The organism is Pseudomonas beijingensis, assembly GCF_030687295.1.
In the GTDB taxonomy this organism is placed as follows: Bacteria; Pseudomonadota; Gammaproteobacteria; order Pseudomonadales; family Pseudomonadaceae; genus Aquipseudomonas; species Aquipseudomonas beijingensis.
The window spans coordinates 481,859-498,679 of record NZ_CP117425.1 but is presented as its reverse complement, the minus strand read 5'-3'; the positions used below and the strand labels follow the sequence as shown (position 1 = coordinate 498,679).

General features: G+C 61.8%; 12 protein-coding genes and 1 pseudogene. 7 read left to right on the top strand and 6 right to left on the bottom strand.

Translation table 11 applies throughout. The features are described from left to right. Window positions 1-127: 127 nt before the first annotated feature. Both PSH84_RS02275 and metE read right to left on the bottom strand, forming a co-directional pair. Window positions 128-1,147 (bottom strand): alpha/beta fold hydrolase, encoded by a 1,020-nt coding sequence (locus PSH84_RS02275; protein WP_305482242.1) that lies wholly within the window; start codon window positions 1,145-1,147, stop codon window positions 128-130. A gap of 273 nt (window positions 1,148-1,420) precedes the next feature. Continuing rightward, window positions 1,421-3,733 carry a 5-methyltetrahydropteroyltriglutamate--homocysteine S-methyltransferase gene (gene metE / locus PSH84_RS02270; protein ID WP_305468282.1) on the bottom strand — a complete coding sequence of 771 codons (2,313 nt, stop codon included), beginning with the start codon at window positions 3,731-3,733 and terminating at the stop codon, window positions 1,421-1,423. A gap of 109 nt (window positions 3,734-3,842) precedes the next feature. Here metE and metR point away from each other — a divergent pair, with 109 nt between their 5' ends. Beyond that, a complete protein-coding gene (metR, locus tag PSH84_RS02265; protein ID WP_122567117.1) occupies window positions 3,843-4,760 on the top strand; it encodes a transcriptional regulator MetR in 918 nt (305 codons plus the stop codon). 105 nt (window positions 4,761-4,865) lie between these two features. Here metR and PSH84_RS02260 read toward each other — a convergent pair whose 3' ends face one another. From PSH84_RS02260 to nosR, 4 genes are all read right to left on the bottom strand, one after another. After that, on the bottom strand, window positions 4,866-5,363 hold the full coding sequence (locus PSH84_RS02260; protein ID WP_122567118.1) for a GNAT family N-acetyltransferase: 498 nt from the start codon (window positions 5,361-5,363) through the stop codon (window positions 4,866-4,868). Then, window positions 5,360-5,998, bottom strand: coding sequence for a LysE family translocator (locus PSH84_RS02255; protein WP_305482241.1), 639 nt, complete (start codon window positions 5,996-5,998; stop codon window positions 5,360-5,362). The genes PSH84_RS02260 and PSH84_RS02255 overlap by 4 nt, the downstream gene beginning before the upstream one ends. 24 nt (window positions 5,999-6,022) lie before the next feature. Then, on the bottom strand, window positions 6,023-6,439 hold the full coding sequence (locus PSH84_RS02250) for an NUDIX hydrolase (RefSeq protein WP_122567119.1): 417 nt from the start codon (window positions 6,437-6,439) through the stop codon (window positions 6,023-6,025). Between the two features lie 215 nt (window positions 6,440-6,654). After that, window positions 6,655-8,022 carry a response regulator c-di-GMP phosphodiesterase, NosR family gene (gene nosR, locus PSH84_RS02245; protein ID WP_122567121.1) on the bottom strand — a complete coding sequence of 456 codons (1,368 nt, stop codon included), beginning with the start codon at window positions 8,020-8,022 and terminating at the stop codon, window positions 6,655-6,657. A 228-nt stretch (window positions 8,023-8,250) separates the two neighbouring features. On the opposite strand from nosR, the gene PSH84_RS02240 reads away from it, so the two are divergent. The 6 genes and pseudogenes from PSH84_RS02240 to PSH84_RS28885 all read left to right on the top strand — a co-directional run bounded on the left by PSH84_RS02240 (window position 8,251) and on the right by PSH84_RS28885 (window position 16,617). Beyond that, window positions 8,251-10,542: a GGDEF/EAL domain-containing response regulator gene (locus tag PSH84_RS02240; protein ID WP_305468287.1), complete on the top strand. Its 2,292-nt coding sequence runs from the start codon at window positions 8,251-8,253 to the stop codon at window positions 10,540-10,542. Continuing rightward, the gene (locus PSH84_RS02235; RefSeq protein ID WP_305482240.1) at window positions 10,539-12,413 is read left to right on the top strand and encodes a two-component system response regulator; all 1,875 of its coding nucleotides are present in this window, start codon (window positions 10,539-10,541) and stop codon (window positions 12,411-12,413) included. Before PSH84_RS02240 ends, PSH84_RS02235 begins: the two co-directional genes overlap by 4 nt. 42 nt (window positions 12,414-12,455) lie before the next feature. Beyond that, window positions 12,456-13,415: a cytochrome-c peroxidase gene (locus PSH84_RS02230; protein WP_305482239.1), complete on the top strand. Its 960-nt coding sequence runs from the start codon at window positions 12,456-12,458 to the stop codon at window positions 13,413-13,415. Further along, on the top strand, window positions 13,412-15,214 hold the full coding sequence (locus PSH84_RS02225) for a DAHL domain-containing sensor histidine kinase (protein WP_122567125.1): 1,803 nt from the start codon (window positions 13,412-13,414) through the stop codon (window positions 15,212-15,214). Before PSH84_RS02230 ends, PSH84_RS02225 begins: the two co-directional genes overlap by 4 nt. A 590-nt stretch (window positions 15,215-15,804) precedes the next feature. Next, window positions 15,805-15,891 (top strand): annotated as a pseudogene (locus tag PSH84_RS28890) (hypothetical protein); the annotation flags it as partial. A gap of 57 nt (window positions 15,892-15,948) precedes the next feature. Continuing rightward, a complete protein-coding gene (locus PSH84_RS28885) occupies window positions 15,949-16,617 on the top strand; it encodes an ATP-binding protein (RefSeq protein WP_439800563.1) in 669 nt (222 codons plus the stop codon). Window positions 16,618-16,821 lie beyond the last annotated feature (204 nt).

The following is a 16,821-nucleotide window of genomic DNA, read 5'->3' as shown; positions in this document are numbered from 1 at the left end:
GCAAGGCTTGCCCGCGATGAAGGCGACGCGGTCTCTCAGAGATCGAGGTGGCTGTTTCGCGAGCAAGCTTTGCTCCCACAAATCCGCTCGCCACATAAGCCGGGCAGGCCTCAAGCCATCAGGATTATCAGAGCAGATTCGGCGCCTGCGCCGGCTCGATCTGTGCCCAATGCGAAGTGTCTTCACGGTGCTGCTGCAGGTACGGCAACACCGCCCCCAGCAACGGCGCCTTGAACGCATCCTGGAAACGATGGGCCAGGCCCGGGATCAGTTTCAACTGGCTGCCTTGGATGTGCGCCGCCAAGTGCACGCCATGCATCACCGGCAGCAACGGGTCGGCGGTGCCGTGGACGACCAGGGTCGGCACCCGCAGTTGATTGAGCAGTGCCACTCGGCTGGGCTCGGCCATGATCGCCATGATCTGGCGCTTCACGCCTTCGGGGTTGAAGGCTCGGTCATAGGCCACGGCGGCCTGATGCAGCAAGGCCTGGCGATCGTCCACCACCATCGGGCTGCCCAACGCGGCCAACAGATCGGCCTGCTGCTGCAGTGCCGCTTCGCGATCCGGCGCGCTGCGCCGCGACAGCAACTGCACCAGCCCGGCGCTGGGTGCGGGCAAGCCTTCGGCACCGGAACTGGTCATGATCAGGGTCAGGCTTTCGACCCGCTGCGGCGCCATGGCGGCCATGTGCTGGGCGATCATCCCGCCCATACTCACACCCAACACGTGGAAGCTTTGCACCTGCAACGCGTCCATCAGTCCCAGCCCGTCGTCGGCCATGTCCGTCAGGGTATACGGCGCGGCCACGGGCAAACCGAGCTTGTAGCGCAGGGCTTCAAAGGTCAGGTTGGCGCTGCCGGGCGCCTGGCGCCACGTGGACAGGCCGACGTCGCGGTTATCGTAGCGAATCACCCGGAAACCCTGCTCGCACAGGGCGACCACCACTTCGTCCGGCCAATGGATCAATTGTCCACCCAGGCCCATCACCAAGAGCAATGCCGGATCCGAGGCACGACCAACGCTCTGGTAGGCCAGGCTGACCTGATCCAGATCGACATGGTGGGTTGCAACATTGACATCACAACGAGACGCCGCCATCGACGGCAGGCCGAAACACAACGCGGCCAGGAAAATAAGTACACGCATGAAGAAACACCGAAACGCAGAACCCCAGTAGAGCGCGAGTCTGATGAAGTTTGTTCAAGCGCGCTGCCACAGTTGCGTGACAGTTTGATGAAGATTGCCGAGCGGTTGCCTGCGCGAAGGATGTATCTATGGGAAAGGAAGTACCTGTGGGAAAGGATGTACCTGTGGGAGCAAAGCTTGCTCGCGATACAAGCACCTCGATTCCAGAGAAATCGCGTTGGCTTCATCGCGAGCAAGCTTTGCTCCCACAGGTACCCGCTCAAGGCGCCGGTTTCAGGCCAACTGACTACGCAACTGCCGCGCCGCCGCCACCATGTTCACCAGTGCCGCTTCCGTCTCCGGCCAGGCCCGGGTTTTCAGCCCGCAGTCGGGGTTGATCCACAGCCGCTCGGCGGCGATCCGCTTTACCGCCTTGCTCATCAGCGCCACCATCTCGGCCGTGTCCGGCACCCGTGGCGAGTGGATGTCGTAGACGCCCGGGCCGATGTCGTTCGGGTAGTCGAAGGCCTCGAATGCTTCCAGCAACTCCATGTCCGAACGGGAGGTCTCGATGGTGATGACGTCGGCGTCCATGTCGGCGATAGCCTTGATCACGTCATTGAACTCGCTGTAGCACATGTGCGTATGGATCTGGGTTTCGTCGCCCACCCCCGACGCACACAAACGGAACGCGTCAACCGCCCAGTCCAGGTACTCCTGCCATTGTCCGCGACGCAACGGCAACCCTTCACGGAACGCCGCCTCGTCGATCTGCACAATCTTGATCCCGGCTTTTTCCAGGTCCAGCACTTCGTCCCGCAGGGCCAGGGCCAATTGTCGGGCCTGGACCTGGCGCGACACATCTTCGCGGGGGAACGACCACATCAGCATGGTCACGGGACCGGTGAGCATGCCTTTCATGACCCTGTCGGTCAGGCTTTGCGCGTAGCGGATCCAGTCGACAGTCATGGCTTTCGGGCGGCTGATGTCGCCGTAGATGATCGCCGGTTTCACGCAACGCGAGCCATAACTCTGCACCCAGCCGAAACGGGTGAAGGCGTAGCCGTCCAACTGCTCGGCGAAATATTCCACCATGTCGTTGCGCTCGGCTTCACCGTGCACCAACACGTCCAGGCCCAGGCGTTCCTGGATCTGCACGGCATGGCGGATCTCGGTGTGCATGGCGTCCTGATAGTCGTTGGCCGACAACTTGCCCTGCTTGTAGGCCTGACGGGCCAGGCGAATGGCCGGGGTCTGCGGGAAGGAGCCGATGGTGGTGGTAGGAAACGTCGGCAGCGCCAGGCGTGCGCGCTGGCGTTCGATGCGCTGGGCAAACGGTGAATGCCGCTGGCTGTCCTGTGGCCCGATCGCCGCCAGGCGCGCCTGGACCTCGGCTTTGTGAATGCGCGTCGAGCCGGCGCGACGGGCCTGCACCGCGCGGCTGTCGCTCAAGGCCTGCTGCACGGCGGGGGCCTGTGGATCGTTCAGTGCATCGCGCAGCACCGCGACTTCACCACACTTCTGCACGGCAAAGGCGAGCCAGCTCTTGAGTTCGGGATCGAGCCGGTCTTCACGTTCCAGGTCCACCGGGCTGTGCAGCAGCGAACACGAGGTGCTGACCCAAAGGTTGTCGCCAAAGCGCTCCTGGGCCGGTTGCAATTGCGCCAGTGCCTGTTCCAGTTCGCAGCGCCAGACGTTGCGCCCGTTGACCAGGCCCACCGAGAGAATCTTGTACGTCGGCAGGCGGTCCAGCACCTGGCCCAGTTGTTCCGGGTCACGTACCGCGTCGATGTGCAAACCGTCCACCGGCAGGCTCACCGCCAGGCCAAGGTTGTCTTGCAGGCCACTGAAATAAGTGGCCACGAGTTTTTTCAGCGGCGAGTACTGAAGAATGTGGTAGGCCCGCTCGAAGGCGCTTTTCCAGGCCAGGGGCAGGTCGAGGGTGAGGATCGGTTCGTCGATCTGCACCCATTCCACGCCCTGGGCCTTGAGGCGGTTGAGGATTTCACCGTAGACCGGCAGCAGGCGCTCCAGCAGGTCGAGCTTGTCGAACGCCTCGCCCTTGGCCTTGCCCAGCCACAAGTAGGTCAACGGGCCGATGATCACCGGTTTGACCTGATGACCCAAGGCATGGGCCTCGTCCACTTCGTCGAACAACTGTTCCCAACTCAGGGCGAAGGCCTGGTCAGCGGAAAACTCCGGGACCAGGTAGTGGTAATTGGTGTCGAACCACTTGGTCAACTCCTGGGCGTATTGTGCCTGGCCGTGGTCGGCACCGCAGCAACTGGCCGTGGCGCCACGGGCCATGGCGAACAGGGTGTCGAGGGTCGGTCGGCCCTGGGTATTCAGAGTGCTGTGGAAACGCGATGGAACGGCGCCCAGGGTCAAGCTATGGCTGAGCACCTGGTCGTACCAGGCAAAATCGCCGACGGGCAGCAGGTCGATGCCGGCGTCTTTTTGCAGTTGCCAATGCCGGGCCCGCAGTTCACGCCCCACGGCTTGCAACGCGGCCGGGGCCAGGTCGCCCTTCCAGTAGGCTTCGAGGGCTTTTTTCAGTTCGCGGTCGGCGCCGATGCGGGGAAAACCGAGGGTGTGGGCCAGGGCCATGGTGTGCGTCCTCCTGTAAAAGATGGCGCCATTGTCGACAGCTCGACCCACATGAGACAAACTCAACCTTTTCGTGTTGATCACAAGTTTTACTCATGGAGCAACTCCGGTGCTTGAACTCCGTCACCTCAAGACCCTGCACGCCCTGCGTGAAGCCGACAGCCTGGTCGAAGCCGCCGAACGCCTGCACCTGACTCAATCCGCCCTCTCCCACCAGTTCAAGGAACTGGAAGAGCGCCTGGGCATGCAGTTGTTCGTGCGCAAGACCAAGCCGGTACGCTTCACCAGCGCCGGCCTGCGCCTGTTGCAACTGGCCGATGCCGCCCTGCCGTTACTGCGCAGTGCTGAACGGGACATCGCCCGCTTGGCGGGCGGCACCGCCGGACGGCTGCACATGGCCATCGAGTGCCACAGTTGCTTTCAGTGGTTGATGCCGACCATCGACCAGTTCCGCGATGCCTGGCCGGAAGTCGAACTGGACCTGGCCTCGGGCTTCGCCTTCGCCCCCCTGCCGGCCTTGGCCCGGGGCGACCTCGACCTGGTGGTGACCTCCGACCCGCTGGAATTGGCCGGCATCACCTACGTGCCGCTGTTCACCTACGAAGCGATGCTCGCCGTCGCCAACCAGCATCGGTTGGCGGGCAAGGCGTACATCGTCCCCGAAGACCTGATCAGCGAAACCCTGATCACCTACCCGGTGGAGCGCGATCGGCTGGACATCTTCACGCGCTTCCTGGAACCGGCCGACATCGAACCGGCCCAGGTGCGCACGTCTGAGCTGACAGTGATGATGATGCAACTGGTGGCCAGCGGCCGTGGCGTCTGCGGCATGCCGCACTGGGCGCTGCACGAATACAGCTCGCGGGGCTACGTGAAGGCCAAGCGGCTGGGGGAGAAAGGTTTGTTCGCCACGCTGTACGCGGCGGTGCGCACCGACATGCTCGACGCACCGTACATGCGCGACTTTTTGCTGACGGCCAAGGACACGTCGTTTTCTACCCTCGATGGGGTGAGTGCCGTGCGCTGATAGCTTCTGTGGGAGCAAGGCTTGCCCGCGATGGCGATTGCGAAAACGCCATCGCGGGCAAGCCTTGCTCCCACAAAGAACCACACACAGGGGATGGTGGTGGGATTAGAGTTCTAGCCACATATGGATCTTGTCGAGGTATTCGTCGTCCATGCGGATCGCCATCGGTTCGAGGCCGTAGAGGACGAAGCCGCAGCGCTGGTAGAGCTTGAGCGCCGGATCGTTGCCGGCGGTGACGGTCAGTTGCACCAAGCGCAGGAAGGTGTGGCGCCGGGCTTCGTCGAGGGCGGCCTGTACCAGTTGGTGGCCGAGGCCCCGATGACGATGTGCGTCGGCGACGTACATGCCGAACAGCAGCGCCTTGTGCCGGGCTTTTTCCCGGGGTTCCAGGGCCAGGCCGACGATGCCGACCAGTTCTTGCTCGACAAACGCCCCCAGCAGCACATCGAGTCGGCTGCCCAGACGTGCCTCCCACCAGTTGATGGGCAATTTCTCCCGCTCGCTGACGCTGGAGGTGAAGGCCTGGGGATGCAAGGCGTACGCCTGGAGCATCAGCTCGCGATACACCTGGGCATCGCTGGCCCGCAGGCGTCGAATGTTCACGCCGAACGCCGTTGCTCAAGCATCAGGCGCAGCGCCAGGGCACCGAGGACAAACCCCATGAAGTAGCGCTGCACCGCCAGCCAGCTCGGTTTGTGGACAAACCACGAGGCAATGCCGGCGGCGAACAGGGCGATCAGCAGGTTGACGCTGAAACTGACGCTGATCTGGGTCAGCCCGAGGATGATGCTCTGGGTGAACAGCGAACCGTGCTCCGGGCTGATGAATTGCGGGAACACCGACAGATAGAACACCGCGATCTTGGGATTCAGCGCACTGGTGAGAAAGCCCATGGTGATCAGCTTGCGCGTCGAATCCGCCGGCAATTGCTGGGCCTCGAAGGGCGAACGCGCGCCCGGTTTCACGGCCTGCCAGGCCAGCCACAACAGGTACAGCGCGCCGGCCCACTTCAACACCTCATAGGCCATGGGCACCGCCAGGAACACCGCCGTCAGCCCCGCAGCGGCGGCAAACATGTGCACGAAGAACCCCGCCACCACGCCCAACAGCGACGTGACGCCGGCCTTGCGGCCCTGGCAGATCGAACGGGAGATCAGGTAGATCATGTTCGGGCCGGGCGTCAGGACCATCAACAACGCGGCGGCGGCGAAAATCAACAGGTCCGGCAATGGAATCATGGGCGTCAGTCCTTGAGGCGTGAATCAGCAGGTAGCGAGCAGTGTCGCTCGATAAAACGGCAGGATGACCTCGCCTGTCAACGGTGCCAGTACCAGATCGCTGTCGCCGGCCGGGTCGATCCAACGCACCTCTTCGATTTCGGCCGCCGGCGAAACCGGGGCGTCGATGCTCAGCAAGAACACCTCGGCCTGCACGGTAAACCCCGGTTCGTTGGCCGCCGGCGCGCTGAACACGCCCAGGTGGCGGGCCTGGGTCGGGTCGATCCGCAACCCAAGCTCTTCTTCCAGCTCGCGGGCCAGCGCCTGCACCGGTTGTTCATGGGCCTCGATCTTGCCGCCCGGTTGCATGAAGGCTCGGGTGCCGCGCTTGCGCACCAGCAGGGTTTGCCCGTCCGGCCCGAGCAACAGGGCGGCGGCGATGCGGATGAGGGAAGTGGTCATGAGGGATAAAAGCCTTGGCCGGGGAAATGGCGGGGAGATTACAGACCGCAGCGGCGACAGCAAAGCCTGGCGCGACCTCAAAACCAACACAGCCCCCTGTGGGAGCGAGCTTGCTCGCGATAGCGGTATGTCAGTCAAAACATCATTGACTGATACTCCGCTATCGCGAGCAAGCTCGCTCCCACAGGGAATTTGCGTTGTTTGTCAGAGCCCGGTCACCCCAACATCGGCTTCGGCGCCGAAGGGTCGGCCTCCTCTTCGGGGATCTTGACGAACACGCTGTACCGCGCCCCTTCCATCGACTCGAAGGCGATGAGCTTTTCCACCAGCGGACCGCTCAGGATCTTGCCGGCGTTGAGCAGCAACATGCCGTTGTCGGCGTTGAGGTTGCGCGCCAGGATCATGCCGGCCGCCAGTTCCCGGGTGTTCATGACCTTCACCGTCGGATCCGACAAGGTCACGTCTTCCAGGTATTCACCGCAGGCCTTGATGAAATCCTCGATCATATTCGGGTCGTACAACTTGCCGGCGTACTTGCGGATGTAGACCAGCGCTTCGTCGCTGTTCATCTGCCGCTCCAGAATCAACCCGCGCTGCAGCTCGATGAAGTCCACCGCCAGTTTCAACAGCCGCGAGCCAAACGGAATGGCCTCGCCCTTGAGGTGCTCGGGGAAACCGCTGCCGTCCCAACGTTCCTGGTGATGGCGGATGATCCGCGCCGCGTCCTTCATCGGGTCCAGGGTCATCAGCAGCGATTCGCTCTGCTTCGGATAGGCTCGGTACAGCTCGAGCTCAGTGTGGTGCAGCATGTCGGCGGGCGTGACCATCATGTTGTCGGTCCAACTCAGCTTGCCGATGTTGTAGAGCGCCGCGGCCATGGTCAGGTCGCGGTCGGTGGACTCATCAAGGAAATGCAGCCGGCTGTAGACCCTGATCAACTCGATGATCTGCCGGTTGGTCTGCTTGGCCTTGGGCAGGCGCAGGTTGGCGATCAGCGAAAATACCTCGGTGCTGGTCACATAACTGCGCTTGAGCTCGTCATAGGCCAGGTCGAGCATGTCGGCGGTCTGCTGCAGCTCGGAGGTGCGCGACGCCACGCGTTTTTCCAGGGTGGCGTTCAGGGTCTTGAGTTGTTGGTTCTGCTCGCGGTTCAGCGCTTCGAGGCGCTGGCGCTCGCTTTCGGAATGCTGGTGGGCCAGGGCCTGGCGCAAGGCCTGCACCAGTTCTTCATCGTTCCAGGGCTTGCTGAGGTAGCGATAGAGCTGCCCCTCGTTGATGGCCTTGGTCATCATGTCCACATCGGCATAACCGGTGAGCAGGATGCGCAAGGTCGATGGATACAACTTGCGGATCTCGGCCAGCAACGTGGCACCGTCCATGTTCGGCATGCGCGCATCGGTCATCACCAGGTCGACCGGCCGCTCCTTGAGGATTTCCAGGGCCTTGGCGCCACTGTCGGCCAGCAGGATCTCATACGGCTGGCTGCGCAACAGCCGACGCAGGCTATTGAGAATCGACTCTTCGTCATCGACCAGCAGCACCGTCGGCTTCTTTACCGGAACGTCCGGCGTTTGATCTTCCATTTGAAACCCCCTCCTGATTCACGACAACCGTTCTACCTTAGCCCCAAAATACAGGCTAGTAGATTGCGAAAATTTAGACACATTTGCCATCAGTGACCGAGCGCATCGCGATGAGACGGCTATGCTCTACCCCATGAAGGGCCATGTACAGGCCGAATACTCATGCCAGCGAAAGGGATATCAGATGTTTCCAAGGTTCTATCGTCAGCATCAAAGTGGTGCACGGCCATGAGCCTGCCTTTGGATAAAACCAACCGGCGGATCCTGATCGTCGACGACACCCCGACCATCCATGAGGATTTTCGCAAGATCCTCAGCCCCCAGATGAACGCCGAAGACAACCTGAGCAGCGCCGAAGAAGCCCTGTTCGGCGCGCCGGTGGCCGTCTCGAGCATGAGTTTCGTGCTCGATTCGGCGTTCCAGGGCATGGAAGCCCTGAACAAGGTCGAAACGGCGCTGGCCCAGGGGCAGCCCTTCGCCATGGCGTTCATCGACATGCGTATGCCGCCCGGCTGGGACGGCTTGGAAACCATCGAACGGCTGTGGCGCGCCGACCCCAAGCTGCAGGTGGCCCTGTGCACCGCTTATTCGGATTATTCCTGGGAGGATATTTCCGAGCGCCTGGAACTGGGCGACCGCCTGCTCATCCTGAAAAAACCCTTCGATGCCATCGAGATCCGCCAGATGGCCAGCGCCTTGACCGTCAAATGGCAGATGACCGAGGACGCGGCGCTGAAAATGGACATGCTCGAACGGGCGGTCGAGGAACGCACCCGCGAGTTGGCCGACGCCAACATCATCGTGCAGAACAGCCCGACCATCCTCTATCGCCTGCGGGGCGAGCCGCCGTTCCCACTGATGTACATCTCCCACAACATCACCAAGTTCGGCCATGTCGCGGCGCACCTGATCGACTCGCCGGACTGGGCGCAAACCCTGATTCACCCCGACGACCAAGATAAGGTCCACGAGGCCATGGTCCGCGTCCTCGACCGCGACACTGCGGGGGCGTCCATCGAGTTCCGCATGCGCACCGGCGACGACACGTTCCGCTGGGTAGAGAACCGCTACATCCCGGTGCGCAACGAACAGGGCCTGTTGTTGGAGGTGGAAGGCATCATCCTCGACATCACCGAGCGCAAGCTGGCCGAAGAGAAGATCGCCCTGCTGGCCCGCACTGATGGCCTGACCGGGCTGGCCAACCGCGCCACCATGATCGAGCGCCTCCACCAGGCTTTCGCCGCCGCTCGTCGGGGGGCAGCACCGTTTGCCATGTTCTACCTGGACCTGGACCACTTCAAACGCATCAACGACACCTTGGGCCATCCCATCGGCGACCTGCTGTTGCAGGAAGTCGCCACCCGCATCAAGGCCTGTACCCGGGAAAACGACGTGGTGGCGCGCCTGGGCGGCGACGAATTCGCCCTGCTGCAACTGGACGTCCATGAAGCGACCCACTGCGCCGCGCTGGCGGGCAAGATCCGTGATGCGCTGGTGGCGCCGTATTCCCTGGACGGCAACGACGTGCGGATCTCGGTGAGCATCGGCATCGCCCTGTACACCCCGCAAAGCCTGAGTGCCGACAGCCTGATGGCGCAATCCGACATGGCCCTGTACCGCTCCAAGGAAAAGGGTCGCAACCAGTATCACTTCCATAACGAGGAAATTAACCAGGAAGTCACCGACCGGGTCGCCCTGGCCAACGACCTGCGCCAAGCCATCGAAAACCACGAACTGCACCTGCACTACCTGCCGGAAGTCGACCTCGGCTCCGGCAAGATCCTCGGCATGGGCGTGCAAGTGCGCTGGAACCACCCCGAACGGGGCTGGCTGGAACCGGAGGCCTTCATGCCGGCGGCCGAGAAGACCGGGATCATCATTGGCCTGGGGCATTGGGTGCTGGACCAGGCCTGCCAACAAATGCGCCAGTGGCGCGACCAGGGCATGGCGCCGCCGGTGATCGCCATCGACCTGTCCCTGACCCAGCTCAAGACCGGCCCGGAACTGATCTACGACGTGCTGCGCACCACCGCGCGCTGGGAACTGGCGCCCTGGGACCTGCGTTTCGACGTCACCGAAGCGACCCTGGCCCAGACCAAGTGGACCCACAACGACGTGCTGCCACGCCTCTGCGAATTGGGCGTGCAGATCGCCATCGATGACTTCGGCACCGAGTACTCCTCGTTCGATTACCTCAAGACCTACCGGGTCAACCACCTCAAGCTCGCCCAGCGCTTTCTCGACAGCGCCAACGACGACCCCGAGAACGCCACGACGTTGCGGGCGATCATCAACTTCGCCCGGGACGTGGGCATCGGGATCATTGCCGAGGGCGTCGAGACCCAGGAACAACGCACCACGCTGATGTCCAGCGGCGGGGCGATGCAGGCCCAGGGGCATTACTTCAGCACCGTGGTCGACAGTGGCCAGGCCGCCGAACTGCTCAAGGCCGGCGCCATCATTCCCGCGACAGACCATTGGACCCGGCCGGCGAGCCAGCTATCGGAGAGCAATCCATGAACCCCATGTCGGTACCTGCCAACCGGCGGATCCTGGTGGTAGACGACACGCCGGCGATTCACCAGGACTTTCGCAAGATCCTCAGCCCCAGCGGCGGCGGCGATGACTCGCTGGACGACACCGAAAGCCTGCTGTTCGGCACTCCACAGGTCAACCGGCTGCAATTCCAGATCGACTCGGCCTACCAGGGCGAGGAGGCGCTGGAACTGGTCAAGCGCGCCCAGGCCGAAGGCCAGCCCTATGCGCTGGTGTTCGCCGACATGCGCATGCCACCGGGCTGGGATGGCCTGCAAACCATCGAGCAACTGTGGAAAGCCGATCCGCGCCTGCAAATCGCCCTGTGCACGGCCTTCTCGGATTATTCCTGGGAAACCATGTCCGAACGGATCGAGTTCGACGATCAACTGCTGATCCTCAAGAAACCCTTCGACACCCTGGAAATCCGCCAGATGGCCAGCGCCATGACCTGGAAATGGCAACTGGCCCAGGACGCGGCGAGAAAAATGCGCAGCCTGGAACGCACGATCGAAGAGCGCGTCCAGGAATTGCTCAAAGTGTCCCACCTGCTGCAATACGACGTGCTCACCGAGCTGCCCAACAGCATGTTGCTCGGCGATCGCCTGACCCAGGCCATGGCCCAGTGCCGTCGGCATGACCGGCAACTGGCGGTGATGTTCATCGGCCTGGACCGCTTCAAGCGCGTCAATAACGCACTGGGCCATCCGGTCGGCGACGAAATGCTCAAGCGCGTGGCCCGGGCGTTGGCGACCGTGGTGCGTGAATCCGATTCGGTGTTTCGCTACGGTTCCGATGAATTCGTGGTGATCGCGGGGGACATCGTCGAGGCACAGCAAACCAAAGGCGTGGCCGAAAAACTGCTGGCGGCCATCAGCACCCCCCAGCCCATCGACGGCCATGACCTGAGCGTCACCGCGAGCCTGGGCATCAGCGTGTACCCAACCGACGGTTTCGACGCCGTGGCCCTGATCAAGAAAGCCGAGACGGCGATGCGCAACGTCAAGGAGACCGGTCCCAACGACTACCGTTTCTTCACCGAGGACATGAACCGCCGGGCACGGCAGCAACAGACCATCGAATCGGGCCTGCGCCTGGCCCTGCAGCGCAAGGAATTCGTGCTGCATTACCAACCCAAGCTCGACCTCAAGAGCGGCAAGGTGGTCGGTGTCGAGGCGTTGGTGCGCTGGAACAGGCCCGAACATGGCCTGGTCTACCCATCGGACTTCATCCCGGTGGCCGAGGACAGTGGCCTGATCGTTCCACTGAGCCAATGGGTGCTTCAGGAAGCCTGCCAGCAGGCCTGCCGCTGGCAAGCCCAGGGCATGCGGCCGCTGTACCTGTCGGTGAACATCTCGGCCATCGATTTTCGCCAGCGCGGCTTCGTCGAAGGCATCGCCCGCACCCTCAAGGAAACCGGTCTGGACCCGACACAGTTAGAACTGGAGATCACCGAAAGCGTACTGATGCAGAACATCGATACCACGGTCGCCATCCTCAAGGCCATCAAGCAACAGGGGATACGCCTGGCCATCGACGATTTCGGCACGGGTTATTCGAGCCTGAGCTACTTGCAGAAATTTCCGGTGGATGTGCTGAAGATCGATCAGTCGTTCGTCGGTGACCTGAGCATCGACAGCAATGACGCCAAGCTGGTGAGCACCATCATCAGCCTGGGCAAGAGCCTGAACCTGCACATCATCGCCGAAGGGGTGGAAACCCTTGAGCAGCTTGAGTTTCTCAAGAAGCACCAATGCGAGGAGGTCCAGGGTTATTACTTCAGCAAGGCCGTCGAACCGCAGGCCTTTGCCGATTGGATGACCGAGTGGGAAAAACGCCAGAACCCGTTTTCGTGAACACCTGAGTGTCCTCAACCAAAGCTTCAAGGAAAACATCCCATGGCGTTACATGGACTGATTCTGGCTCTCGGCCTGCTCGTGGGAGCAAGCGTGACCGCTCACGCCGAACCCCTGGACGAACCCCTCAAGCCCCTGCCACCGGTGCCGGCCCTGGACCCCAAGCGCGTTCAGTTGGGACTGCGGCTGTTCAATGACCCGCGGCTGTCGGTCAACAACACCCTGTCCTGCGCCAGTTGCCATCGCCTGGACAAGGGCGGCGCCGACGACAAGCCGTTTTCCTTAGGCTTCGACGGCAAACCGGTGGAAGTCAATACGCCGACGGTGTTCAACGCCAGCCTGAACTTCCACCAGTTCTGGGATGGCCGCGTCGATACGCTGGAAGAACAGGTCCACGAGGTCGTGACCAACCCGGTGGAAATGGGCAGCACCTGGGAGGCGGTAGTCAAGCGCATCGCCGATGACCCCGGCTACGCCAAAGACTTCAAGGACGCCTACCCTGACGGCGTGACCAAGCCCAATATCCAGGGCGCACTGGCCGACTACGAGCGCACCTTGCAGACGCCCAACTCGCGTTTCGACCAATACCTGCTGGGTAATACCGACATCCTCACGCCTCGGGAGAAGTTCGGTTACCAGCGTTTCAAGGAGTACGGCTGTATCGCTTGCCACCAGGGCGTGAACATGGGCGGCAACATGTTCCAGAAATTCGGCGTCATGGGCGACTACATCGGCGACCGGGGCAACCCCACCCGGGCCGACGAAGGACGCTTCAACATCACCGGCGATGAAAACGATCGCCAGGTTTTCAAGGTGCCGAGCCTGCGCAACGTGGCCATTACCGCCCCGTATTTCCATGACGGGTCGGCGCCAACCCTGGAACGCGCGGTGGAGGTGATGTTCAAGTACCAGTTGGGCCGTGAGCCCCTGAAGAACGATACCGAGCTGATCGTCGAATTCCTCAAGACCCTGACCGGTGAGTGGGAGGGCAAACCCCTATGACAGTCCTCCGTCGCCTCGGCCTGGCCTTCATCGGCCTCTTGCTGGCGGGCATCCTGTTGTTCATGTACGTCAATTCGGGCGCCCGGCAGGCCGCTTCGTACATCGAGTCCCGGGACCTGATCCGCCTGCTCAAGCAACAGGACGCTATCTGGGACAACGAAGTCCTCAAGTCGCGAATCGCCCTGACCCACAACTACGACCCGCTGGTCTCGCCCCTGCACGAGATGGCACGTTTGTGGCAGCGCCTGGACGCCATCGAATCGGAACCGGGGCGCCACGGGCCGTCACTCTGGGAAGCCCAGCGCGCCGAATACCTCAAATTGGTCAAGGAAAAAACCCGTCTGATAGAACAGTTCAAATCCCATAACGCCGTGTTGCGCAATTCCCTGGCCTTCCTGCCCACCGGCGAGGACGACATCCAGGCCCAGTTCGCCCGGCTGCCTGATACGTACAAACTGGAGTTGCAGAACGTTGCCATCGACACCTACGACCTGTTGCTCAGCAGCATGGAGTTCGCTCAGCTCAGCTCCCCTGAAAGAGCAGCTGAAGTGCTGCTGGGTCTGAACCAGTTGGAGGTCAACAAGGAACGCCTGCCCGAGGGGCTGCTCAACTCCGTCGAAGTGTTGCGCAGACACATCGGGGTGATCTTGCGCGAACAGCCACGGGTCAATGAATTATTACTGGGGATCGAAGCGATTCCCTTGGCCGATCGCCTGGACACCATCACCCAGCTGCTCGAGAAAGACCAGGCAAAAGCCGCCGCCCAGTACGAGCGCAACCACGTTTACCTGCTGGTGTTCGCCACGTTCCTGGTGCTGATCCTGATCTGGTTGGCGATCCGGCTGATACGCAGCTTCGCCGAGATCAAGCGGGTCAACAACGCCCTGCAAACCGCCAACGATGAGCTGGAACAACGGGTCGAGGAACGTACCCGTCAACTCAAGGACACCCAGAGCGAGTTGATGGACACCGCCCGCCAGGCTGGCATGGCGGAAATCGCCACCAACGTGTTGCACAACGTCGGCAACGTGCTCAACAGCGTGAACATCTCCGCCGACCTGGTCAGCCGAAAACTGCGCAGCAGCAAGGCCCTGGGGCTGGGCAAGGCGATGCAATTGATCAACGAACACACCGATGACCTCGGGCACTTCCTCACCGAGGACCCCAAAGGCAAGCTGCTCCCCGGCTACCTCAACCAACTGGTCGAGGCCATCGCCTCGGAGCAGCAGGGCCTGACAGATGAATTGGCCCAGTTGAGCAAGAGCGTGGACCACATCAAGGACATCGTCTCCACCCAACAGTCCTATGCCGGGGCCAACAGCCTGCTGGAACCCCTGGTGGTCAGCGAGCTGCTCGAAGACGCGCTGCGCATGAACTCCGGCGCCCTGACCCGCCATCATGTTACGGTAATCAAGGAATACGGCGACGTGCCGCGGATCATGGGCGACAAGCACCGCTTGCTGTTGATCCTGATCAACCTGATCAGCAATGCCAAATACGCCATGGCCGGGGTGTCCAACCATGCGCGGAACATGACCCTCAAGGCCGCCGTCGTCGATGGCGAGACCCTGCAAATCAGCGTCAAGGACGAAGGCGAAGGCATCGCGGAGGAAAACATGACGCGCATCTTCGCCCATGGGTTTACCACGCGTAAGGAAGGCCACGGCTTTGGCCTGCACAGCTGCGCACTGGCGGCCATCGAAATGAACGGCCACCTCACCGCCCACAGTGAGGGGCCAGGCAAAGGGGCGACATTCCAATTGCAGGTGCCCCTGAAACTTGCAGAAGGTGAACCATGAACAGCATGAGTAACCGCCGCATCCTGTTGATCGACGATACACCCGCCATTCATGAAGATTTCCGCAAGATCCTCACCCCGGAGGATGAGAGCAACACGGACTTGCAGGACATGGAAAGCGCCTTGTTCGGCGAAGCGCCGAAACCTGCCGCCACCGTGTTCGAGCTCGACTCGGCCTACGGTGGGCAAGAAGGCTTGAACAAATTGCTGGAGGCCGCGGCGAAGGAGCGTCCCTATGCCCTGGCCTTTGTCGACATGCGCATGCCCGAAGGCTGGGACGGCGCCAAGACCATCGAAGAACTCTGGAAGCGCGACCCGCAGTTACAAGTGGTGGTTTGTACCGCCTACTCGGATTATTCCTGGGATGAACTGCTCGACCGCCTGAACGGCCACGATCGCCTGCTGATCCTGAAGAAGCCGTTCGACAACATCGAAGTCCAGCAGATGGCCAACACCCTGACCACCAAATGGGAAATGACTTCTCGGGCGCAGTTGAAAATGAACAAGCTCGAAGACCTGGTGGAACAACGCACCCAGGCGTTCAGACAGGCCAGCGAGCTGCTGCAAATGGAGATCGACGAACGCAAGATGCTGGAAACCCAGTTGGTGCAATCGGAAAAGCTCGCCTCGCTGGGCCAGCTGGCGGCCGGGGTGGCCCACGAAATCAACAACCCGATCGGTTTCATTTCTTCCAACCTGGGGGCGTTGGATGGCTACTTCGGCAAGCTCCAGGAAATGCTCAGCGCCTACGGCAGCGCCGAAGAGGCCATCGCCTCACCGGAGCTGGTGGTGAACTTGAGAAAACTGCGCGAACAGGTGGAGCTGGATTTCCTGGTCGAGGACATCCCCTTGCTGATCAAGGAATCCAAGGATGGCATCGGCCGTGTCGGGCAGATCGTCAAGGACCTGAAGGACTTCTCCCGCGTTGACTCCAGCCAGGAATGGCAGATGGCCAATTTGCAGCAGGGCATGGATTCGACGTTGAACATCGTCGCCAATGAAATCAAGTACAAGGCCGACGTGGTCAAGGAGTACACACCGTTGCCGGAGGTGGAATGCCTGCCGTCGCAGATCAACCAGGTGATCATGAACCTGATCGTCAACGCCGCCCAGGCCATCGGCCCCGAACGCGGCACCATCACCCTGCGCAACGGGGTCGGTGATGAAACCGTCTGGATCGAAGTAGCGGACAACGGCTCGGGCATCCCCCCCGAAACCCTGCAGAAAATCTTCGACCCGTTCTTCACCACCAAACCCATCGGCCAGGGCACGGGGCTCGGGCTGTCGTTGTCCTACGGCATCGTGAAAAAACACAACGGCGAGATCACCGTACGCAGCGAAGTCGGCGTCGGCACAACCTTTCGCGTGGAATTACCGGTGCGGCAGATGAAGCAGGCGAGCTGAGCCACACCTGGGGTGAGAACACTGTAGAAGCTGTGGGAGCAAGGCTTGCCCGCGATGGGGACGACTCGGTACTTCAGAAACCGAGGCGCCTGTATCGCGAGCAAGCTTTGCTCCCACAGCCTTGCTCCCATAACAATCCCCTCGCCATAGGGTTGCCCGCCGTTTCGCTGCCAGCGCAGAATGCCTACGCCGCCTCGCCAATCG